Annotated in this window: 21 protein-coding genes and 2 tRNA genes; 8 read left to right on the top strand and 15 right to left on the bottom strand. The window is 41.7% G+C overall.

Going from position 1 to position 20937, the window contains the following annotated elements; translation table 11 throughout:
• The first annotated feature begins 10 nt into the window (after positions 1 to 10).
• The 4 genes from AC6R00_RS23180 (at position 11) to AC6R00_RS23165 (ending at position 2456) form a co-directional block, all read left to right on the top strand.
• Positions 11 to 649 carry a sugar transferase gene (locus AC6R00_RS23180; RefSeq protein ID WP_004745150.1) on the top strand — a complete coding sequence of 213 codons (639 nt, stop codon included), beginning with the start codon at positions 11 to 13 and terminating at the stop codon, positions 647 to 649.
• Between the two features lie 167 nt (positions 650 to 816).
• Positions 817 to 893, top strand: a tRNA-Val gene (locus AC6R00_RS23175).
• Positions 894 to 929: 36 nt separating this feature from the next.
• Positions 930 to 1006, top strand: a tRNA-Val gene (locus AC6R00_RS23170).
• Positions 1007 to 1379: 373 nt separating this feature from the next.
• On the top strand, positions 1380 to 2456 hold the full coding sequence (locus AC6R00_RS23165) for a glycosyltransferase family 9 protein (protein WP_500642116.1): 1077 nt from the start codon (positions 1380 to 1382) through the stop codon (positions 2454 to 2456).
• Between the two features lie 58 nt (positions 2457 to 2514).
• On the opposite strand, the gene AC6R00_RS23160 is transcribed toward AC6R00_RS23165, so the two are convergent.
• Genes AC6R00_RS23160 through AC6R00_RS23150 form a run of 3 tightly spaced genes read right to left on the bottom strand, consistent with a single transcriptional unit; the run spans position 2515 to position 5206 of the window.
• On the bottom strand, positions 2515 to 3849 hold the full coding sequence (locus AC6R00_RS23160; protein WP_500642115.1) for a HAMP domain-containing sensor histidine kinase: 1335 nt from the start codon (positions 3847 to 3849) through the stop codon (positions 2515 to 2517).
• Positions 3846 to 4532 (bottom strand): response regulator transcription factor, encoded by a 687-nt coding sequence (locus AC6R00_RS23155; RefSeq protein ID WP_500642114.1) that lies wholly within the window; start codon positions 4530 to 4532, stop codon positions 3846 to 3848. Before AC6R00_RS23155 ends, AC6R00_RS23160 begins: the two co-directional genes overlap by 4 nt.
• A gap of 38 nt (positions 4533 to 4570) precedes the next feature.
• Positions 4571 to 5206, bottom strand: a complete 636-nt coding sequence (locus tag AC6R00_RS23150) for a hypothetical protein (RefSeq protein ID WP_500642113.1) — start codon at positions 5204 to 5206, stop codon at positions 4571 to 4573.
• A 729-nt stretch (positions 5207 to 5935) separates the two neighbouring features.
• Here AC6R00_RS23150 and AC6R00_RS23145 point away from each other — a divergent pair.
• Complete coding sequence (locus AC6R00_RS23145) at positions 5936 to 6589, top strand: winged helix-turn-helix domain-containing protein (RefSeq protein ID WP_367939408.1); 654 nt, start codon at positions 5936 to 5938, stop codon at positions 6587 to 6589.
• Positions 6582 to 7049 (top strand): hypothetical protein, encoded by a 468-nt coding sequence (locus AC6R00_RS23140; RefSeq protein ID WP_500642112.1) that lies wholly within the window; start codon positions 6582 to 6584, stop codon positions 7047 to 7049. The genes AC6R00_RS23145 and AC6R00_RS23140 overlap by 8 nt, the downstream gene beginning before the upstream one ends.
• 74 nt (positions 7050 to 7123) lie before the next feature.
• Here AC6R00_RS23140 and tnaA read toward each other — a convergent pair whose 3' ends face one another.
• The 8 genes from tnaA to AC6R00_RS23100 all read right to left on the bottom strand — a co-directional run bounded on the left by tnaA (position 7124) and on the right by AC6R00_RS23100 (position 17009).
• Complete coding sequence (tnaA, locus tag AC6R00_RS23135) at positions 7124 to 8533, bottom strand: tryptophanase (protein ID WP_500642234.1); 1410 nt, start codon at positions 8531 to 8533, stop codon at positions 7124 to 7126.
• Positions 8534 to 8816: 283 nt separating this feature from the next.
• Entirely contained in the window at positions 8817 to 9722 is a 906-nt protein-coding gene (locus AC6R00_RS23130) for a VirK/YbjX family protein (RefSeq protein WP_239825761.1), read from the bottom strand.
• 151 nt (positions 9723 to 9873) lie between these two features.
• Complete coding sequence (locus AC6R00_RS23125) at positions 9874 to 11160, bottom strand: ATP-binding protein (protein ID WP_500642111.1); 1287 nt, start codon at positions 11158 to 11160, stop codon at positions 9874 to 9876.
• A 30-nt stretch (positions 11161 to 11190) separates the two neighbouring features.
• Complete coding sequence (locus AC6R00_RS23120; protein WP_004745169.1) at positions 11191 to 11910, bottom strand: response regulator; 720 nt, start codon at positions 11908 to 11910, stop codon at positions 11191 to 11193.
• 154 nt (positions 11911 to 12064) lie between these two features.
• A complete protein-coding gene (locus AC6R00_RS23115) occupies positions 12065 to 13327 on the bottom strand; it encodes an aromatic amino acid transporter (RefSeq protein ID WP_500642110.1) in 1263 nt (420 codons plus the stop codon).
• 166 nt (positions 13328 to 13493) lie between these two features.
• A complete protein-coding gene (locus AC6R00_RS23110) occupies positions 13494 to 14111 on the bottom strand; it encodes an IbrB-like domain-containing protein (protein ID WP_500642109.1) in 618 nt (205 codons plus the stop codon).
• The gene (locus AC6R00_RS23105) at positions 14101 to 15348 is read right to left on the bottom strand and encodes a DUF3440 domain-containing protein (protein ID WP_500642108.1); all 1248 of its coding nucleotides are present in this window, start codon (positions 15346 to 15348) and stop codon (positions 14101 to 14103) included. Before AC6R00_RS23105 ends, AC6R00_RS23110 begins: the two co-directional genes overlap by 11 nt.
• Positions 15349 to 15731: 383 nt before the next feature.
• Complete coding sequence (locus AC6R00_RS23100; protein WP_500642107.1) at positions 15732 to 17009, bottom strand: hypothetical protein; 1278 nt, start codon at positions 17007 to 17009, stop codon at positions 15732 to 15734.
• A 273-nt stretch (positions 17010 to 17282) separates the two neighbouring features.
• On the opposite strand from AC6R00_RS23100, the gene AC6R00_RS23095 reads away from it, so the two are divergent.
• Complete coding sequence (locus AC6R00_RS23095) at positions 17283 to 17477, top strand: DUF2986 domain-containing protein (RefSeq protein WP_500642106.1); 195 nt, start codon at positions 17283 to 17285, stop codon at positions 17475 to 17477.
• A 79-nt stretch (positions 17478 to 17556) separates the two neighbouring features.
• Here the strand turns inward: AC6R00_RS23095 and AC6R00_RS23090 are convergent, their stop codons facing one another.
• The 4 genes from AC6R00_RS23090 to AC6R00_RS23075 all read right to left on the bottom strand — a co-directional run bounded on the left by AC6R00_RS23090 (position 17557) and on the right by AC6R00_RS23075 (position 19908).
• Positions 17557 to 17739: a hypothetical protein gene (locus AC6R00_RS23090; RefSeq protein WP_239853654.1), complete on the bottom strand. Its 183-nt coding sequence runs from the start codon at positions 17737 to 17739 to the stop codon at positions 17557 to 17559.
• A 293-nt stretch (positions 17740 to 18032) separates the two neighbouring features.
• A complete protein-coding gene (locus tag AC6R00_RS23085) occupies positions 18033 to 18932 on the bottom strand; it encodes a hypothetical protein (RefSeq protein WP_500642105.1) in 900 nt (299 codons plus the stop codon).
• 93 nt (positions 18933 to 19025) lie between these two features.
• The gene (locus tag AC6R00_RS23080; protein ID WP_500642104.1) at positions 19026 to 19502 is read right to left on the bottom strand and encodes a LabA-like NYN domain-containing protein; all 477 of its coding nucleotides are present in this window, start codon (positions 19500 to 19502) and stop codon (positions 19026 to 19028) included.
• A 34-nt stretch (positions 19503 to 19536) separates the two neighbouring features.
• On the bottom strand, positions 19537 to 19908 hold the full coding sequence (locus AC6R00_RS23075) for a DoxX family protein (RefSeq protein ID WP_500642103.1): 372 nt from the start codon (positions 19906 to 19908) through the stop codon (positions 19537 to 19539).
• A 112-nt stretch (positions 19909 to 20020) separates the two neighbouring features.
• Here AC6R00_RS23075 and AC6R00_RS23070 point away from each other — a divergent pair, with 112 nt between their 5' ends.
• Positions 20021 to 20905, top strand: coding sequence for a LysR substrate-binding domain-containing protein (locus AC6R00_RS23070; RefSeq protein WP_500642102.1), 885 nt, complete (start codon positions 20021 to 20023; stop codon positions 20903 to 20905).
• Positions 20906 to 20937 lie beyond the last annotated feature (32 nt).

Raw genomic sequence — 20937 nt, 5'->3', positions numbered from 1 at the left:
GGAGATTATTATGAGCAACGTATCAACACACATTTCAATTTGGTTAGCAAAACGTCTATTTGACCTATTTGGCGCGCTATTTGGTTTGCTACTGCTTTCTCCAGTCATGCCTTTTATTGCACTGGCGATAAAACTTAGCTCTCCTGGTCCTGTTTTTTACAAGCAATTGAGAGTCGGTAAATCAACACCGGAAAAAATGGTATTTTTTGAAATCATTAAATTTCGCACCATGTATCAAGACGCCGAACAACGTACGGGCGCAGTGTGGGCGACAGAAAACGATCCAAGAATTACCCCAGTCGGACGCTTCCTGCGTAAAACACGCCTAGACGAGATCCCACAATTATTTAATGTGGTTATGGGTGAAATGTCATTAATTGGCCCACGCCCAGAACGCCCAAGCTTTTACAGCAAACTAGAGAACGCGATCCCTTACTTTGCTGACAGAACTTACGGTGTCATGCCCGGTATCACAGGCTTAGCGCAAGTTAACCAAGGTTACGATACTTGTATTGATGATGTTCGTAGAAAAGTTGGCTATGACCATAGTTACGCACTTTCATTGTGCTCAATGAAGTCATGGTTAAGCATGGATATGAGCATTATCACCAAAACCATCGTGGTTATGTTTGATGGTCGAGGACAATAGCTGTTTACAGGCCGAGATATGTACGTGATTTAATGCACATTTTTTAACTGGCAATGCGTAAAACAACAACAATTCGATTAGTTATAAAGCAAACGAGTAAAAATCGAAGAAAATGCGCTTGCACGATTGAATAACTCTCGGTAACATCCCTCTCGTTCTTAAGGAATGGGTCCGTAGCTCAGTTGGTTAGAGTACTACCTTGACATGGTAGGGGTCGGCGATTCGAGTTCGCCCGGACCCACCACTCCTTAAAGCATTCAGTTGCAAAGAACATAAATTTGGGTCCGTAGCTCAGTTGGTTAGAGTACTACCTTGACATGGTAGGGGTCGGCGATTCGAGTTCGCCCGGACCCACCAAATTTATAGAAAAGCCCACTTTTTAGTGGGCTTTTCTTTTATCTGATGCTTCCACGCCTTCCGATATTCATACAAGTTAACGGCAACGGCTGATACGCTACACCGAACATTTCTTTATATAAGCCATACTGCTGATTTAGACTTGAACGCGACCTCGACAGTTTCTCGTATTTGAATGGGCTTTGCAGATCAGACCGTAATCTGATGATTTAGTTCTCTTATTTAGGAAACAGATCCACTGTAAGTTGCAATCTCGCGGCAATATACAGCTCTAGCTCGCAAAAATACACTCCTCACCTCACCAACAAGCTAAAAACTTTGCACACTATTTCATATTGTCAGTGAAGCACTAAAAGGTTTATCGGAAAGCTCTATGAATCACCTGTGGTTTGAGCGCGGCGCTTATGCATCTTTAACTGCGCGTAACTATATTGCAAATGAGTTTGCTCCTGAGAAAGTAAAAAAAATTGCGATTTTTCGTCATGCAGCACTTGGCGACCAAGTGATTGTTCGTCCGATGTTAGTGGAAGCGAGGAAGTTTTTTCCTAACGCAAAAATTACTCTAGTAGGCGTATCAAACTACCAGTATGGTGCGCCTTCTGATTTAGCTGATGAAACAATCTTTATGACTGGACGTCATAAGAAAAAAGAACTGACATTGAAAGAGCGAATTGCTGAGTTCAAGCAACTTGATGAGCAGGACATTATCTTCGATGTTGCTGGTACAAATCGCTCATACTGGATGACTCTATTTAGCAAGGCAAAGTTAAAATTCGGATTCCCATACAAATCTTACCTTTGTGGCACTCTTTATAATATTGCAGTATTCCGATCTGACTACCAACCAGAGTTGGAAGTGATGCTAGACATGTTAAAAATGCTTGGACACAACCCTCAACGACCTCTTGATTTTGCATACCCTAATCACTTGAAACTATTCAAAGAAGAAAAAGGCAGCAGACCAAAAATTCTTTATTTCAATGGCGCTTCAACTAAGACTAAAATTCTCTCCGAACAACAAATGAAATCACTCATAGAAGAGGCTGTAAATTTGTTGCCAGATTATCAACACGTCTATCTGGAGGGGAAAAATGACTTTGAGAAAGGTGACTTCCTTAAGCACTTAATCGGCAACGACAACTTTGAGATTCAGCAGTGTTTACCTTTAGAAGAGTTAGTAGAGTACTCTGCGAAAGCGAGATTGGTGGTCGCACCAGACACTGGGATCAGAAATGTGGCTATTGCAACCCATACACCAACTGTCGGTATTTTTTATTCTACGGTGCCATTTCGTTATACTCCACTTGAGGGAGACCATCGAATAGTGATGAATGCAAATGGCGACATCCCGAGTAACAGCCAAATTCTTTCAGAAGTACAGCGAGCACTGTCAAAACAGAAAAGCGACTATAAATTCAAACATGAACCTATTCTCACTTATGTTAGCTAACTGCACTATCAAACTAGTTCGTCTATTTTAAGGTTCTGCCGTATCCTTTTCGCACTATTTAAACCTTTGGAAACTTCAGTGTGACTGAAAGACCTACCTTATCATATAGATACCCATCCTTTAGTTCTAAGGTGCCTCCCATTCTCTTGGTGGCGGCAGCGACTAGACTTAACCCTAGCCCATTGCCTTCTGTATTTCTGCTACTGTCGCTGCGGTAGAATTTTTGGCATAGGTGGGTTAATTCTTTTTCTCCTACTCCGCCACTTTGATCCGCTACAGTTAGTTCTACACTGTCTGCTTTTTCTGCTGAAGATATTCGAATCGTGGTGCCCACTTGATTGAACTTACAGGCGTTATCGATCAAATTGGACACTACCTGCATCATTAATTCTTGGCTGGCTTTAATTTGGTGTTTCGGATCAATGTTCAACTCTAGGTTTAACTGATTGTCTTCTAATACGGGCTCGTACAGCTCCGCCGCGCACTCGACTAACTGTTGAAGATTGACAGCACTTTGAGTTATCTGTTCTCCATTGAACTCAAGCCGGCTTATTCGCAGCAGCTGATTAAAAGTATTGAGAAGATTTGCGACCATTTGCTCTACTTCTTCAAGTTCTGAGTGATTCTCAGAAAGCTGCTGTATTCGATGATAAATCGACGTAAGCGGAGTTCTCAAGTCATGTGCAATGTTGTTTGCTTGCTGCTTAGTCATCTCTGTCGACTGAGCAAGGCGATCTAACATCATATTCAGTTCTGAAATGGTCTCTGACAGTGGCCCTTCTAGGTTTTCATTGGGGATTCTAAGATGTAAATCGTTATCTTTAGTTATGCTGTTGCTCGCGGCGTTAATATCAGTCAGTCGAGTTTTAATGCTGTTTATCATGAAGTAAGCGATGACAAACCCAACGATCATCAAAGCTCCAACTGCGTAAATAATCCCATTAATCAGTTGGGTTTGGTGAGTAAAGAAGGCATCTTCTACTCGAACTTCTAGCGTCCGCCACCCATCCCCTTCGGGAAGGTAAGTTTCAACGCTGACGTAATCAGACTCTTCATTCTCCTGAATATAAAATTCAATCCCAAATTCCATTTCTCCCATGGATTCATAGGCATCTAGCTTTTTCAATTCTTGGTCTGTGATGTGCTCTTTGAAAACATAACTAAAGATGGCATCGTGATCGGCTCGCAGAACCTTCTTGGTTTCCTCTGGGCCCAACTCTTCCCATAGCTCGTACACGTAGTTAGCTTCAGAAGCCACAATGGGCAAGACACTATTATCAATGAACCAGGCATAGATACTGGTACGCATCACAATCAGCAACACAATCGCTGCCACGACTAGCATGGCATATAAGTTTAGAAAACGGCGGAAAGGATCATTTAGCCAATTCACGAGCGATCCTCCATGACGTAGCCAGCCCCTCTCACGGTGTGCAATAGCGGCTTGTAACCATCAAGATCAATCTTCTTTCGTAATCGACTAATATGGACATCAATGACATTGGTTTGCGGATCAAAATGATGATTCCAAACTTTCTCCAGCAGCATAGTTCGTGTCACAATGCGGCCTTTATTTTCCATTAAATAGAGTAAAATTTGATATTCACGAGTGTTGAGTACTATGTCTACTTCTCCCCGCTTTGCCTTTCGGGTATATGTATCTAAGGAGAGAGAATCTAGCTTTAACTCGGTATTAATTGCTTGAAATTGCGATTCACTTGGTCTTCGTGCCAACACTTCTATTCTCGCCAGCAACTCGGTATAAGCGTAAGGTTTAACTAAGTAGTCGTCTCCCCCACTTCTTAATCCTTTGACACGCTCCTCTACACTATCCAATGCGCTGAGCACCAATACAGGAGTTTGGTTCCCACCCGCTCTTAGCGCCTGAATCATTTGAAGACCATCCATTTCAGGCATCATACGGTCGCAAATAATAACGTCGTAGTTATTTTGCAATGCACAAATCAAACCCAACTTTCCGTTCTCGGCTCGATCAGTCTGGTGCCCGGATTGCTCTAAGCTATGACTCAGAAAACGCGATTGTTCTACGTTGTCTTCTACTAATAAAATTTTCATAACTCAAACTCCGAGCGACCAGCCTAGCTGCATGACATTTAAGATTGTTGTTGTGGACCAACTTGTAGCAATTCTAAGTCATTGGCAGCGTTAATAGAATGCGCATTGTCGTAGAAGTTTTCTTCATACATACCAAATTCAAACTCGATATTACCCTCATCATTGAAAAACATCTCTTGCATATCGACCTTTTCAGTATCAATCACTTTTAATGTTTTAGCGTCAATAACGAGCAAGGTTGATAGAGGCTCATCGTAACTCTCTTTAAGCTCTACCATGTAGATGGTTCCCAATTCTGGCACTAAATCCGAATGCGCTGAGACAATGAGCCCTTGGTGCGTCTTACCAACTTGCGCAAGGACCTCTTGAAGTGAAAAGTTAACTTTTTGAATCGTTTGGGTAACGTCTTTACCGCTTGTTGCATCAAAGAAAATGGTGTCTTGTTCTGCTTGTTGCTTTGCAGTGGCAACGTAGAGAAACCGACCATCTTCTTGTTCAATCAATTCAATAGAATCATAGCTAGCAGGCTTGAGCGTTTTAATCTGACTAAGCGCTTTTTCTGCGCTCATAGTAGGCAGAAGATTAGCTTTGTTTGAATCCTCCATGGAGTTCGCCATAGCGCTAAAGCCAATCATGCTGCCAATCAAGATGCTAAGTGTAGTAAGTTTTTTCATAATCTTATTCCTGCTGTTGGTTAAGTTCGGAATTAGATTAATCAAAGGAGCTAACGCCTTTCTAAACTCAAGATTAAATATTTGTCATCTAACTGGAGGGGCTTATCAAACATCATTTCAGCTTCCCCCTCACGGATAAATAACGTTAATTAAATACCCTGCTTAACTGTTTCATTTCAGAATTACCTCGTACATACAAAGAGACGCAGGAGAAACAAGGATGGCTAACACGCTTATATGCCGCTCTTTTCAATCATTCATGGATATTTGTGAAAATGACCTGGTAGAAGGAGCAAATGTTCACTGTACATTTCATCTATCCGAGCCGGAAATGATGCAAGATTTATTAACAAAGAAAGGAGGCTACCTACTTACCGCAACTCCATTCCTTCAACGCAAGGAATCAATCTCAACAATTTGCCTGTGAGGTGAGTTTCTTAGGCGACTCTCACTCTCTGTTCCGGCTTCATTCCTCCCAATTTTGGAGCCGGCTTTTTTACTCTTTTTTCATCAACTCCTCTACTTACTTTCCCCCTGACAAGCCAATACAAACCCTTACAAAGCGATCGCTCTAAACACGCTATCATCGTGCTTCAAATCACATAATCACACCTAAAAATCACTAAATTACTCATTATTTACTGAACAATTAACATATTAATAACTAAAAATAGTCCAACAAATTAACAAGTCAGCTCCAACTATTTACACTTACAAAGGAGGCGCTCTATGGCTACAAACGGGACGGAATGCTTCGATTTAAGAATCGGCAACTGTTTACTAAAAAGAAATGAATCTGGTGCTCAGATTCTATTGGACAATGAAAAATCGTTTTCTATCACTATTCCTGAAAGTAGTGTACTGAGACGATTAGTTGAGGAAGATGGTGAAGTGGTCAGCAGAGATGACTTAATCGTCGATGCTTGGGGACGCCCTGATATAATAGGTCCAAACTCTTTACCCGTTGCGATTACAAACCTTAGGAAAATCCTCGATCTTAATAACATTAAAATTACTAATGTTCCTAGAAAGGGCTATAGAATCGACCTTTCCGAAATTCAATGGGCTCAACCACAAGAACCTTCCTTACAAGAGACTGCGCTGCCTCCCCCAGACAATAAAGATACAAGCTTTCCACCCCTTTACGAAACTTGGTGGGAAAGGGCTAAGCTAGCCATTGCTATTGGTGCCTTGTTGTTTTGCCTCTACGCCGCCTTTTACATCGTATTCTCTTGGGTGCGTGTCGACTGCCAAAAATCAGGTAAAGCTACCCTATGTTCAATACAAGGGGACAGTGTCGACCCATCAATCGTCAATGGTAAAGAAGGGAGATTCTTTTATTCAAGTCAGAGTGGTTTAATGGAGGTCAAAGGTAATGGTTAAACGCATTATTTTAATAGCGGTGATCGTCTTAGGATTGTTTGCATCTATTACGACTTACGCTTTCTTAAACGGCTCATCTTGCCAATATTCGATGACACTACATGTGCCTGATGATGACAGAGATGTTTTTTTAACGTGTTATCGAGGAAAGGTAGTTGCACTACAAACCAAACAAGATGACAACGGTAACTACCTTTCTAAGTACAAAGTAGAGGCAAGACAACTTCGATTAGGTGAGCAAACCATCTATTTTGTCTACTCGCGCAAGATTTTAGTAGATGACAACAAGCAAGATGAAAATGATCATTTCAACCAGATCTCATCAGGCTATAAGTTCTTGTTCTATCGCTTAATCCGTGATGGCGACAATATCTATGTCTTCCAGTCGTTCCCTAGGTACTATGTCCATAAAGGAACAATATCGGGTACATTAGATATTTGGGAAAAGTTTTTTAGCTAACAACAGAACCATTAGCTACTAAAAATACAAAAGCGCCATCCATCGATGGCGCTTTGTCATTTTAATACCCGAAACTAATCTAGGATTCGAAACTCAGCATTAAAGTGTCTCAAAGCGGGTGGCTCATAGGTAAAGGTCAGTCCCTTAATCTTGTGAGCATTTTCCTTAATTTCGGTAAAGGCTTGAATCACATAATCAAGATGAGCTTGAGTGTATGTCGCTCGGGGAACCGCTAATCGCAAAAGTTCTGCTGGACACGGTAACTGCTGTCCTGTTTTTGGATCGCGCCCTAGCAATAAAGAGCCAATTTCGGCCCCTCGGATCCCCGCCACACGGTACAATTCACATGCCATTGCATGACCGGGAAACTGGTCGGCTGGAATATGAGGCAATAAGTCTCCCGCGTTGATAAATGCTGCATGGCCACCAGCCTGCTGACATTTGATACCGACTCTTTCAAGTCCATCGACTAAGTACTGAATCTGATCGATACGTGAAGATAACCACTCTTCTCGCATAGCGTCGTAGAGACCTACGGCTAAACGCTCCATAGCGCCTCCCTCTAACCCGCCATAGGTTGGAAAACCCTCTTGCAACACACATAAGGTGCGGCACTCTTGGAACACATCGGAAAGCGTATAGTCTTTAAATGCTAATAACCCGCCAATAGGCACCATCGCATCTTTTTTCGCTGACATGGACAGAATATCTGCATACTTGAAGCTCTCTTTGGTGATTTCTTCAATAGACCAGCATTCGTAACCTGGCTCTCGTTGCTTGATAAAGTACGCGTTCTCTGCAAATCGTGCGCAATCCATTACAACTGGAATATCGTATGAACTGGCTATCTCATACACTTCTTTGAGGTTTGCTAGTGAAACTGGTTGTCCGCCTGCAGAGTTACATGTAATTGTGCTAACAACATAAGGCACGTTTTTGGGGCCAATTTCCTCGATGGCAAAGATCAATTTTTCTATATCAAAATTGCCTTTGAATGCAGACTTGACCGATGTATCGAAAGCCTCTTCGGTAGGCACATTAACCACTCGGCAGCCATTACGCTGTGTATGCCCCTGAGTTGTATCAAAAAAATAGTTTGAAACTGCGGCCATTTGTTCACGACATAGACCTTTTTCACGTTCTCGCTTAGCAATCAACGCAGGAACATAGAGCTGTTCAGCTCCGCGTCCTTGGTGAGTTGGAATAGTATGTTCGTAGTCGAAGATGTCTTTGACCGCATCTTTTAAAACGTAGTAGCTTCGGCTACCACTGTATGATTCATCCCCTTTCAGCATGGCTGCTTGCATACCTTGGGTAACAGAACCCGTACCGCTGTCAGTCAGCAAGTCAATAAACACCTCGCTACTAGGAATTAAGAACGGATTGTATCCATACTTTTCCAAAGCGGCTTCTCGTTCTCCACGCGTCGTATGTTTAACTGGCTCGACAACTCGAATTCGATATGGCTCAGGCAAATAGCCCATACGAGTTTCGGCTTTTTGGGTACAGTGCGAAGCACAGGAATTTGGATTAGTAGTCATAGTATTTCACCTTCAATTTTATCTATGATTTGTAAAACGGACTAAGTTGCATATACGTGTCCGCTACGACAAAACATAGAGTCGGGTGAAAGATCCAATGAGTAAGTTATGGATAAATAATCGTCAAAATCCCCTTCCTTAAGACAGTGACTGAAACCAATCTCAGTAAAAAGCCTGACATGAGTCAGGCTTTATCTTTGTTCATATGTCACTTCGCTAAGCGTCTTTAAAGCTCACTCAAACGCGTTTTAACCACACCTTGTGTTTCCTCAATCCAAGCATAGCGTTTGGTGTATAAACGACGTTTCGTTTTCTTAAGTGTACTCGGATCTTTGCGCGGCGGCTGAAGTGGGATCTTGTACATAAACTTCGAGACTTGTTCACCACCATACTCGGTCCACAATTCAGCATAATTGTAGGTCACACTTGAACGCTTCGAACCTGTGTATCTCAATGCTTGATAGATATGCCCTTTGTTTGTAATACCGAAAACATTGTCTACTTGCCACTCGCGAGCGAGCATCAGCAAAACTTCAAGCATTAACGCTTTTGGACGTAAACCATGAATACCGCGAGTCAGTGACTTAATGATCTCTCCTCGATCACTAATGTGGTCCCCAGGCCCTTGTAGCGCACCAATGTGGATTTCTCTGCGTGGCGTGGTCGATAGATTAAACGCCAACGTAAACAGATCGCGGTTTTTCTCATCTGTCAGCTTTAGTGCCAATGAGCCCTCTCTTTCAGGCCCCGCACACAACAGCAGCTTACAATCCATAATTTCAGCAAGAAGCCAACCTTCATTGGAATAAAAGTCTAAGAATCCTCGGCCATACATTTCATGGAGGGTTTTAAAATGCTCATAGATTTTCTTCGCGCGCTGTTCTGGGCGCCAATTCAAGCAAACATAAGGTTTAAGAGGCTTTTCGAGCAAACGCGGGTTAACGTCCGTGATGGTTTTTAGATCGGGCTGAGCGAAGAGTTCTTGCATCTGCTTTAAGACGCCTGGTTTAAGCAACGACCATAAGCAAAAGCGCGCGTTATAGCGTAGCTTTTTAAGCCCATGAATATCCGGATATACGGCTTCAGCGACTTTAGGAAGCGACAAAACAAAATTAAGGTAGTTGGCTGACATATAGAACTCTCTATTTTCTGTATGGGACTTTGCTCTTAAAGTCGTTGCCTTTTAATTGGTTAGGCAAGCGATAGTGCACAGTGTACAAAATCAGAAAAATGAGATGTAGATCTACTTTGTCGCGACTTTGTCACGCCTTTGTCAGCCTCGATTACAATTTAGGGAATGTCAGGATGAATTGAGCGCCACCTAAGGTGCTTTGACCGACTTCAACAGTGCCTTGGTGCCGTTTAGCGATTAGGTCAACAATCGCAAGCCCTAAGCCAAATCCACTGTTTTCTTTGTTTCTTGACGCGTCAGCACTGTAAAATGGCTGGAAAATTGATGACCAATGCTCAGATGGAATGCCGTTACCATCATCTTCTACCATGAGCACTAGGTGTCCATCAGACTCTTTTACGCTTAGCTGCACTTGATTTTTCGCATACTTAACGGCATTCGAAAGCAAATTCACTACTCCGCGCTTTAACAATGAACGATCCGCGCACAGTTCTACATTGCTTTCGATATCAAGTGCAATATTAATATCACGGCTGTTTGGTAAGCGCTGAACGACTTCAGGTAGAAAATGATTCAAATTAAGCTGCTCGAGGCTCAGCTCGGTTTCAGGACGTTCCATCTTAGCGAAATACAGTAGCTCATCGACCATTCGCTCCATTTCTTCGGTATCTTCGATGATGCTCGCTATTTTGTCATGCTGCTCTTTAGACAAGTTCTGGTCTTGCAACATTTCAGCTTGCCATTGAATTCTGAAAATTGGCGTTCGCAGATCATGGGCAACCGCATTGGTTAGGAAACGGTTACTTGCAATAAGGTTAGAAATCTTATCTGCCATGTAGTTAAAGCTGGTATTCAACCTACCAACAGTATCTCTTCCTTTAGTCGGTGCTCTAACGTTAAAGTCGCCCTGAGCAAACTTAACCGTCGCATTTTCCAGTAACCGCACTCTACGGCTTAAGAACAGAATCAAACACAGTGAGTAGACAAAGAAGCCCCCGAGAATGAAGCCCCAAACAATATCATCATCAAATTCAATTGCTTGGCGTAGCTCAGTTTGAAAGTCTGGCGAGATGTAGTAAATCTCGTTGGGCTCTAACAACTTAAACCAGAAATGTCTTTCTTCATCAAAATAGATATTGAGATTCGATTGGTCTTGGGCGAAAAAGTTGGCGACGTCTTTTGGTACATCAGACAAGTTAACAACGAACAGGGTTTTGGCCGTTTTTTCTACGACGCGTTCCATAGTATCAATAGCCGCTTCTTTACCTTGGTTTTGGTAAATAGTCAGCACCATATCCCTGAACGCTTCGCCTTCTCTTTCCTGCAGTACATAGTCATAATCTGGATTGAGTTCATAGATAATGTACTCATACGCAAAAATACTTAATGTAAATAAGATCAATAAACCGATAAACGATTCCAAGTAAATTCTGCGCATATACCCTCTTAAGATTAAGTTCGTCGACTATTACCAAGTATCTGGGACAAACAAATACCCTTTTCCTCTGACAGTAATGATGCGTTTTGGCGTTGCAGATGTGTCACCGAGTTTCTTACGCAAACTCACAATCTTGTTGTCGACGGTTCTATCTAGACCATCATACTCAATGCCTCTCAACGTCTTGGTCAGTTGATCCCGAGACAACACTTCGTCAGGAGAACAGGCCAAAGCCCATAGTAAATCAAATTCACTATCAGACATTGAAACCACCTCGCCTGCCAGTTCGCAAACTTTACGTGCATCATTAAGCTTCAACTGACCAAACTCTAGCACTTTCGAATTAGCTGCTTGCGGTATCGATTGAGTACTCGCCTCAACTCTTCTTAACAACATTCTCATCCGAGCGAGCAAAACTCGCGGTTTAATCGGCTTTGTTACAAAGTCATCTGCGCCAATTTCTAGTGCTGCGACATGATCAAAATCGTCATCACTGGCTGTCAGCATAAGCACTTTACCTGAGTAGCTTGGACGAATCTGTCTACAAATTGTCAGCCCATCAACACCGGGGAGCATAAGATCGAGGAGAACAATATCAGGCTGATTTTCAACAATGGCATCAATGGCACTTTCACCTTCTTCAAAAGTCGTAACACTGAACTCTTGAGAGACAAAATATTCACACAGCATTTGTCGAAGCTTAGGGTCATCTTCAACGATAAAGAGCGTCTGATTAGCGGAATTTGGCATATAAACTAAAGCATTGCATGACTAACATGAGAGTAATTCTAGCGTATTCGCCATCCCATTTCTGCAACAGAAACTGAATCAAAATCGCGACGAAGACAAAAAGGTCGAAGTAATACCGGTTTTATGATCACTTCGACTTCACCTTAGAGTCCCATTAGCCTAAAAACTTGGGCAATGAATCCGTTAAGGTCATGATGTGAATGGTGATGACACTGACACCAAACACTCCAACGACAATAAGCGACCACTTTCCTCCAATGGCTCTGTAGTCGTTGTGGCTAGAAAGCAAATTGTCTGCCTTATTCAGATTGCTTTGCCTAGATTTTCGGACTAACAATGCTGGGATGATGCATGCCCAAATCGCCGCCGCTGATGCCGCAAAACCAATTGCGACGAGAAAGCCAAAGGGCAGTAACAATGAAAATATGAGTGGTGGTAAAAAGGTCACTGACCAAGTTTTTAATCGACCTCTCTTGTTATCTTTAAAATTGAAAACGTCCGCTAAAAAATCGAATACCCCAAGCCCGACACCAACGAAACTCGATAGAATCGCAGCTGCAGAGAAAGCACTAATGACATTAGAAACAAAGTCTGTCTGTATTACACCACTTAAGCTGCTGAGTAAAACATTGATATCGCCGTCCTTTTCAATTATTTCGCCAAAGTGCATTCTTGGTAGATTGCCATAGATACTTACCAGCCAAACTGCATAAATAAAAAAGGCAATTGTCGTACCTCCAACAATTGCCCTTTGCGCTTTCCGTTCATCCATGTAGTAATCCCGCATGGTCGAAACGGTATGGTGATAACCAAACGAGGCTAATGCCACAGGAACCAAAGCAAACATAAACTTACTTTGCTCCAGATTGACATCTCTCCACATTTCACTCAGGTCGATGTTAAACACTAGCCCAGTAATACCAAACACGAAGCTAGCAACCATAAACAGCATTAAAACGATTGAAAACTTGTCAACAACCCGAGTTGAATGCCAGACAAAAAAAGAAAATACAGCGACAAACAAAATAGAAGCAAGCTTAGGGTTTAATCCCATGTACTGATTTATTATTAGGCCCGATGAAGTTATATAGGCATAAAGCAAAATGCCCCCAACAAAATAGATCATTATGTTGTTGAAGCAGCTGACTGGTTTACCTAATAGATCCGTTGTTATCGAATCAAAAGATGATTTATAGGGATAGTTTTTTAACACTTCTAATAGAAAGCATCCACTTAGTGTCATTATTAGCATGGTCATCGCCAATATAAGCAAGGTCCAAGCTATCCATGCACCTGCACCTGCGCTTGGTAAACCAAGCATTCCTGCTCCAACACATACGCATGCAATGATGCACGACCCACCAAGAGTCGAAGGCGATTTTGTCGTTAGAGAATGATTCTGTTTCACATTATCCATATGTAATAGACCTTTATATTTATAGGGTTCACCAATCGCTCTTTTTGCTAAAAATAATCTTTTAACGTATAAAAAAAGCGCCAGAGCCGTAACCCTAGCGCCAATTATTACAATAATTTAATAATTAGTTTTAAATTAACATTCTACGAATTATAAAATATTATGTTTACTCCCAAGCCTCTGAAAAGTCTTGATCTTTAAATGCAGCTGCTAAGCCTGTCACTTGCTGCATTCGTAATACCTCATCGCGATCCATTCCAAGTTCACGGCATATTTTCTCGTTACTCCACTCTAATTCTCTTAATTGCATAACAAGGTTCGCGGTTAACTCGACCTGATGTGTTCCACGAGCTACATTGTGTCGTACTGAAGTTGACATACTCTTTTCTTCAGATTTATTCATCACAATCGCAGGGACGTATCCTGATATAGGTTGTAGCTCTGAATTTGATTTGATCAAATCGAATCGATGGAATCCATCAATTAACACGTATTGGTCACAACCCGAGATTTGATTTACGATAACCGGCATTGTTAGGCCATCTTGTTGAATAGAATGTTTAAGTAACCGATTTTCTGGTGAGGCCATCTTGTTTGGATTGTAGTGGTTTGCCGATATCATCTCTAATTTCAGCATCTGTACATTGCAAACTGGGGGCAGATTTGGGTTCAATTTACACAATAAGTGGGTAACTTGATTATATAAAGCGACAGAAGCATCCAGATGCCCAACGTCTTTTAACCCGTCTGAACTAAGCAGTGACATAACAAACTTACTTTCCATAAAAGCCTCCATGTCCGATGTAATCGTTGTACAAAGAATGGTATTGCTGAGCAACCGCTTTGTTGTAGCCAAATGAAAGCCCTCTGCACCAATAGTCATTCTTTATCAGAACTTTGCATATCCTCCTCCAACTCGGGACTTGTTTTTTTGCCTCTAACTTAGAATCGGCGAAATCAGGAATACGTCGAATCCCTTTATGGCGTCCGTTGCGGCGCCACCATTGAAGGAATTTATAGATCCGCTCTCGGTAATGCTTCTCTACATGAGGAGGCATAGTACTGAGTAAATGTTTACTATATTGACGATAGGTAAACCCGGGAGGCAGTTTAAAACGATAGTAACCAACGATACGTCCCTGCTCTTTTGAATACCTTGCGCCGAAGTTACACCCTTCAACGCGGTCAACCAACTTTTGCCAAGTGTCCGGCTCTAGAATTTGATAGAGCCATAGCCCTTTGCGCTGTTCATCACCAAACGGTTGGCAAAGGCGCTGCTGAGAGATTGAGACACCGGCTTTGTGCATCAAATCGTACACTTTATTGTAATCCCATTGCCTTCGGCCATTCGCAATCCATATATCTCGCGTTTTCCAGTCGTATATAGGATAAGCCATGTAGACGTCTTGCTGCATTTTCGTCGTCCACGGTAAATGATGGAATTTGTCTTTATATTTATTTTTAATTGTGTTGTAGCGATTCAAGGATTCGTCAGCTCTTAAGCCAATTAGCACTGCAATCTTTGTTTGTTTTTTTTGTTGATACCAGTGCGCAAAATCAAACACAAAATCCTCAAACTCCATTCCAGGGTAGAAAAAAGGGAACTCGTTTGGGTCGTTAAATACCCCAAACACATTAGGCAGTTTACGCACCCAATTCACCTTTTTCCGTTCGTCCCAACACACCCACTTGGGCTCGAACTGAGAGACCGAATTGCGCAAACCAATAGGTAGGCAGATCCAGTATGGGCGAATCTTATTGGTCGCAACCATACGCTCTATAAACCCTTCGGTCTCCTTATATTGAGCTTCAAAATCAACAATTAATGTATCAACTGGCAGTCGGTCTCTGCGCTGAGCTTCTTCAATGGCAAGATTAAGTAATACTCCAGAGTCCTTTCCGCCAGAAAAGGAGACATAGAGGTGTTCGAAATGGTCATAGATATATGCCATTCGCTCTTGCGCTGCGAACATGACATCTATACCAAGCAGAGACTTTTTTCGACTTCGTTGCCGAACCATATTCCTTTCCTCATTTAGTTAATGAAACTAGGTTTATGCTTTCGAAAATAGGCAATCTAAATTTAATTAGCTGTAGTATTCAGGATTGAATCAACGATAAGCCTTTTAAAGGCTAAAAGACTTAATATTATGTTTTTATTCATTAATTATTATTTAATATAGGGCAAGTTCAATTAGAGATAAGTAATGATTATTTACTACCCCTTTTCATGAGCTGGCGCTTATATTAACCATGTGAAGTGGATTCTTTTGGCTCACTCCGACGTCTCGAACATTGGCTAGGTTTTCACTTCACAACTTCACTTTCCTACATACTAGCTACTTCTAGCTATACTTCACTTCGCTGTGTTTTGGGGTGGCAAATACCACCCCACTTTTTTAGTTTAGGGGACAGATGCGCAAGTTGGATACGTTTCTTTTTCAGGTAGTAGACTCATATTAGGCCCTCCTGACATTGATACACTTACATAATGAAGCCCCCCATTTTCATCTCCCCTCATATGTGGCATACCTGATGAATAGTAGCCATAGATAGGCCAGTCGTAAGTTGCTCCTATGGACATCGTTGAAAGCTCAGTTAACTCATCTAGTGTTGGTTTACGCCAGTTATCTCTACCATTAAATCTGATAGCCGATAAGTCCGCACAGTAGCGTTCATGTTGACCATACTGACCTTCATCAACTGTCCCACCAGCATCCTTGATACTCTGGTCGTAGCCATCGTTTCTCATCTGAGCGAACTGGTTGGTACCACTACCTCCGTCGGTGGTAAAGCCTGAATGCGTATATCCAGAGTTATACATTTTATCGTCAAATGAATACCACATGTACGACATGACCTGCGATCTTGGTGGCTCAGTAAACCATTTACCATCAGCATCACCAGAGTTACCGACGATAATATGCAAACACTGTTCTGTACGGTGCGCTTTGTCGGCATTACCTTCAACACCACAAGTTTCTAATTTTCTTGGCGTTTCAAGATTAACTACTGAAGATAGCAAACCATTGTACTCAGCTTGCACACTAAACTTGCCTTTCGCACCAGCGACCAGTTTCCCGTCAGAATCTAATGTGTAACATGGATCGCCATTACACTCTTCAGAAATCGTATTCCAAGTGACTTCTGTCGTGACATCTTGCAAATTGAGCTCGTCATCAATGGTATAGACCTCTAGTTGAAACAAGCGACCGGATAGCTCTTGATTCTGCCGTTGTATGTGCGGTGCAGAATTGGCAGGTGGAGGAGATCGTGTAAACTTTACATGCAGTTTTGAAGTGTCCGTAGGCGTGTTGTCTCCGTTAGAATCATCGCTACCAGATTCTCCGTCACTAGAACTTCCACCGGAACCAGAATTACCACTGTCACCATTATCTGGACTTTCAGAGTCTCCCTGGTCACCGCCTCCTTCTGTTTCATCAGAGGGCACGTTCTCTTCTGTTGCAGGACTATCTCCTGTGTCTTGGTTTGTATTATCTTGATTATCTGTCGTTCCTGCAGACGTATCTTGTGTACCTCCGGTATTTGCCTGAGTAAGCTCTCCACTATCACTACAACCGGAAAGACCTATCATCAAGCTTAAACCGCACGCCAACAGTATTGATCGACGAACTTGTATAACTTTGTTTTTATTGTCTGTTTGAGGGTTAATAATGCTCATATTTAATTCCCACCTGTTTTAATTCCCACCTGTGACTTTACATATGTGTGCTTGTTCAGAAATCTGTCCAAGTGAGGCGAGAATATTTAAGAGGCGTACTACAAACGACTAATTGGTTTTAATTTATTAATTTAAAACCATATAATTCATGAACTTAGAAAATAAATTATTATTAATAAATGTGTAGGAGCGAGGGGCAGCTGCAGAGTGCAAGTATTAAGATTATTTGATAGGATGCGCTTCCTAAGAGTTCCAACTGTTACTGAGCAACCCATGAACCGTAAGAAAAAGATCAACCAGATTCTGAAAGCCAAACAAAAGAAGATGAATTCTAAGTTGCACAAGAGCAACAAGCCTCGCTACATCTCTAAAGCAGAGCGAGCGAAAATGGAGGAAGAAGAGCAGAGCCAGCAAGAGGTTGAAGCTACTGAAGTAGCAGAAGAGCAACCTGAGATCAATGATAAGTAACTAGCTGAACTCCGTAAATTGACGCAAAAAGCGCCAGTAGAGTTGAACTCAACTGGCGCTTTTTATATTCGGTGGTTATTTAATCGTAACTACCTTCAAACGAAACCAACTTAATTTCTAACTTTGCACCAAAGTAACTCAAATCTAACTTGGGATCTTGGTTTTCTGAGACCTGCTTACCCAGAGTCTCTAGTAACTCTGCCATGAAATCTTTAACTGGCTGGTCTGCGTCTGCCAGATGTTGCTGTATTCTATTATCCATTATCTTCCTAGCCATAGCACTGTGCCACCCTCTTTTACTCAGCCGTATCTATTTATTGACTGATACTTAGAGTGAGTCTTTATATAATTATTTGCTTGATGCTTGTTTAAAGGCTTTTGCCAAGTAGCAATTCAATTCCAAGCCTTAAACAGCAGTGAGCAGGTGTTAAAATATGATGCTTCGTAACGTATTGACGCAACAAAACTATATTCATTAAGCCTAACAAAGGATATTAATAGGAAAATTAAAGATCAATAGAGTGTGTAAATTGATTTTAAATTATTCAGTCAACGTTATAATGTCACGTTTTTCGAGTATATTTTTGATAATGGAGACAGTATTTCTACCGCTCGGATTTTCCGTTCTCCATCTAGGTTTCTTAGAGCCTCAATCATCAAAGTATCGCGCACATGCTGCACTTGTCGCAGTTGATGGAACTCGGGAAACTGTCTCATTTCGCTCGTGAAGTTGACATGTGAACTCAGGTTAAAACCAAGTTTTACTCTAAAGCCAATCGCAATCGAGTAATCTCTTACTTTATAAACATCCTCCAACTGTAGATACTGTTTCTCTGACAGCCCCAGCACACGAGACATTATTTGCAACGAAATATTATGCTCTTGCCTAAAACGCTTAACGGTAATTGCAATTGATCGATAGTAATCAATGGCAAAAGCATTCAAATCTAACACTCTGGGAGCAAAGAGATCATCGTAGTGTATATTTGGGTCGACTAAAGCCGTTGTTTGACACCTTAGGAGCGAAAAATCTTCTCTTTTTTGGGGTTCCATTAGCGATGTAATGAGATCTAAGTAAAGTTCAAACTGCTTTTCTGGCAACCGACCTATACAAAATAGAGCTTCAATACCTTTGTCATCCATGCCACGGTACGATTCTCGAATTTTGACGGCATGGTAAAAACTAGTCATCGGAACCATCATTATCCATGACAGCGCCGCTACAACATGAATTGGTCTGATTGAACGGTAGCTCTGTTGCATATAACGTTTTAGCGTTGAAGCATTGAGCCCCTCTATACGTTGCTGTAGTTCACTAAAAGGCATACCCTGAGCACGTCGAGCACTAGACATAGACAATGCCATTTCTGCGTCAATATCACTTAGAAGCTCATCCAGAAGCTGGATTTTATCTTCTGATACCTCAATATCGACATCTTCAACTGTATTAAACATCTAAGACTAGGCTCCATACGAAAAAAGCGGAACTACCTTATCATATGCAACTAAGAAATTGTGCGGCTGATTTACTCATGCGCCGTCTACTGCTTATTTTAGCAGCAGTGACTCTTCTACTGGGATGTACCTATCGCACACATCGATTAAGGATTGCGCAGTCAGACGAGGGACACCGTAGACATCTACTTTCGTCCCGAAGCGTTTTTGAATTCGGTCGACTAGCAGTTTAAAATCTCCATCACCGGAGAGGAGTATGACACGATCAACCTTTGAGGCAGCTTCATAGACGTCTAAGGCAACCCCTACGTCCCAGTCTCCTTTTGAGCTGCCATCATGTCGCTGAATATAAGGCTTAAGCTTAACGTTAAAGCCGATACCACGCAGGATATGGTGAAATTGACGCTGCTTAGGATCATGAGAGGCAATCGCGTAAGCATTGGCCTCTACGACTTGCTGGCCTTCTGTCGCGACGTACCAAAACTGGTTGTAATCAAAATTCGCTCGGTACTTATCTCTAGTGGTGTAATAGATGTTCTGAACATCGACAAAAATCGCGATTTTTTCCATGATTGATTACCTTAGTTTCGACGCCGAGACTGTATCAGAACCACGATAGGATTTCAGCTTTCCTCCCAATGATTAACGCAGAGGATAGCAGTAACGTTAAAATTGCGGGAATGGCATCCTTAAATGTATCAAATCTAGCATGGAAAAAGATGGCCCCGATAGATGTTAGAGCAATACCTATTGCTCCTAAAATGCTTAAAACGGAGCTCATTAGATAAATCGAGGTAATCAGAGCTATTGCAGAAGAGAACTCTACTATCCCTACAGCGAACATTGCGTTCCTATTTAGTCCATATTTTTGAAAAAACCTTAGTTGGGTTTCATAAATAAACTTGTGCCAACCAAACAGTTTGATTGAGCTTGCGAAAGTAAAAAACACAGCGAGTAGCAAAGAAATAACTGTCATATCATTGAACCTTGTTTGAATAAGATTTCTGTGACCACCAGTATATTCATTCCCAATACAACTAATAAATACTAGAATCAGCATGGTATGTATTCAAAATAAGAATAGATAAATGAACAAATTTGACTGCCTAAACGTGTTTTGCCAAGTTGCACGAGATGAGAGCTTCACCATTGCTGCCATGAACCTAAACACAACACAAAGCTCTGTAAGCAAGAAGGTCGCGTGGCTAGAACATAGCTTAAAGTTAACGCTATTTCATCGAACATCACGGAACGTCAAGCTCACAGAGCAAGGTAAGCAATACTTTGACTATTCATCCCGCTTGCTTGAAGAGATGTCGGTCACTGAATCACGGCTTAGAAACGAGTTAACGGCAGTAAGTGGTAGGTTGTTGCTTTCGTCACCTTCAGCATTTGCAACAATGCAATTAGCTGAACCAATAGCAAAATTTATGGAGTCTCACCCAGCCGTTACTGTAAATGTATCCGTAAATGATAGATTTGTAGATCTTTATCAAACAGAAACAGATATTGCGATTCGAGCAAAGCACCTTGAGGATTCAAATCTAAAAGCACGTAAACTGTTAGACCATCAGGCGGGTATTTTCGCGACACCTGACTATGTTTCGATATACGGTTCACCGAAGCTACCTGAAGATTTGCAACTTCATCGATGCCTTACTTATTCATTAATTTCCCCCTCCAACCATTGGTTCTTAGAAGGAGAAAAATATGAAGTGAATGAGGTATTCTCCAGTGACTCACCAGATATGCTATTGAAAATGGCACTTCTTGGTAATGGTATCACCTATTTACCAAAATGGATGGTGCAAGACTACGTCAATTCAGGTCAGCTTATAGAGCTTTTTAGTCAACTTCCGAAGGCTATTTTGCCTATGTACGCGGTTTACAAATCAACAGAGCATACCCCCTATCGAATTCGTGCATTCATCGACTTTCTAGCCGACTATTTTCAACAAAGAGAAGCCAAGTAAGTGAGTCATATTCAAGTAAACCTGATTTCGAT

The sequence above is a fragment of the Vibrio sp. R10-SF1-ISO8 genome (assembly GCF_059833805.1).
Note: the sequence above shows the minus strand (reverse complement) of the source record. Positions and strands in the feature narration are given on the sequence as shown.

Excerpts from the sequence above, each read along its gene's own strand:
- AC6R00_RS23140 (WP_500642112.1), top strand. The coding sequence starts at position 6,582 with ATGGTTAAACGCATTATTTTAATAGCGGTGATCGTCTTAGGATTGTTT.
- AC6R00_RS23070 (WP_500642102.1), top strand. The coding sequence starts at position 20,021 with ATGAACAAATTTGACTGCCTAAACGTGTTTTGCCAAGTTGCACGAGAT.
- AC6R00_RS23075 (WP_500642103.1), bottom strand. The coding sequence starts at position 19,908 with ATGACAGTTATTTCTTTGCTACTCGCTGTGTTTTTTACTTTCGCAAGC.
- AC6R00_RS23110 (WP_500642109.1), bottom strand. The coding sequence starts at position 14,111 with ATGGAAAGTAAGTTTGTTATGTCACTGCTTAGTTCAGACGGGTTAAAA.
- AC6R00_RS23125 (WP_500642111.1), bottom strand. The coding sequence starts at position 11,160 with ATGCGCAGAATTTACTTGGAATCGTTTATCGGTTTATTGATCTTATTT.
- AC6R00_RS23080 (WP_500642104.1), bottom strand. The coding sequence starts at position 19,502 with ATGGAAAAAATCGCGATTTTTGTCGATGTTCAGAACATCTATTACACC.
- AC6R00_RS23105 (WP_500642108.1), bottom strand. The coding sequence starts at position 15,348 with ATGGTTCGGCAACGAAGTCGAAAAAAGTCTCTGCTTGGTATAGATGTC.
- AC6R00_RS23085 (WP_500642105.1), bottom strand. The coding sequence starts at position 18,932 with ATGTTTAATACAGTTGAAGATGTCGATATTGAGGTATCAGAAGATAAA.
- AC6R00_RS23115 (WP_500642110.1), bottom strand. The coding sequence starts at position 13,327 with ATGGATAATGTGAAACAGAATCATTCTCTAACGACAAAATCGCCTTCG.
- AC6R00_RS23120 (WP_004745169.1), bottom strand. The coding sequence starts at position 11,910 with ATGCCAAATTCCGCTAATCAGACGCTCTTTATCGTTGAAGATGACCCT.
- AC6R00_RS23130 (WP_239825761.1), bottom strand. The coding sequence starts at position 9,722 with ATGTCAGCCAACTACCTTAATTTTGTTTTGTCGCTTCCTAAAGTCGCT.
- AC6R00_RS23165 (WP_500642116.1), top strand. The coding sequence starts at position 1,380 with ATGAATCACCTGTGGTTTGAGCGCGGCGCTTATGCATCTTTAACTGCG.
- AC6R00_RS23100 (WP_500642107.1), bottom strand. The coding sequence starts at position 17,009 with ATGAGCATTATTAACCCTCAAACAGACAATAAAAACAAAGTTATACAA.
- AC6R00_RS23155 (WP_500642114.1), bottom strand. The coding sequence starts at position 4,532 with ATGAAAATTTTATTAGTAGAAGACAACGTAGAACAATCGCGTTTTCTG.
- AC6R00_RS23090 (WP_239853654.1), bottom strand. The coding sequence starts at position 17,739 with ATGGATAATAGAATACAGCAACATCTGGCAGACGCAGACCAGCCAGTT.
- AC6R00_RS23180 (WP_004745150.1), top strand. The coding sequence starts at position 11 with ATGAGCAACGTATCAACACACATTTCAATTTGGTTAGCAAAACGTCTA.
- AC6R00_RS23150 (WP_500642113.1), bottom strand. The coding sequence starts at position 5,206 with ATGAAAAAACTTACTACACTTAGCATCTTGATTGGCAGCATGATTGGC.
- AC6R00_RS23145 (WP_367939408.1), top strand. The coding sequence starts at position 5,936 with ATGGCTACAAACGGGACGGAATGCTTCGATTTAAGAATCGGCAACTGT.
- AC6R00_RS23095 (WP_500642106.1), top strand. The coding sequence starts at position 17,283 with ATGAACCGTAAGAAAAAGATCAACCAGATTCTGAAAGCCAAACAAAAG.
- tnaA (WP_500642234.1), bottom strand. The coding sequence starts at position 8,533 with ATGGGCTATTTGCCTGAGCCATATCGAATTCGAGTTGTCGAGCCAGTT.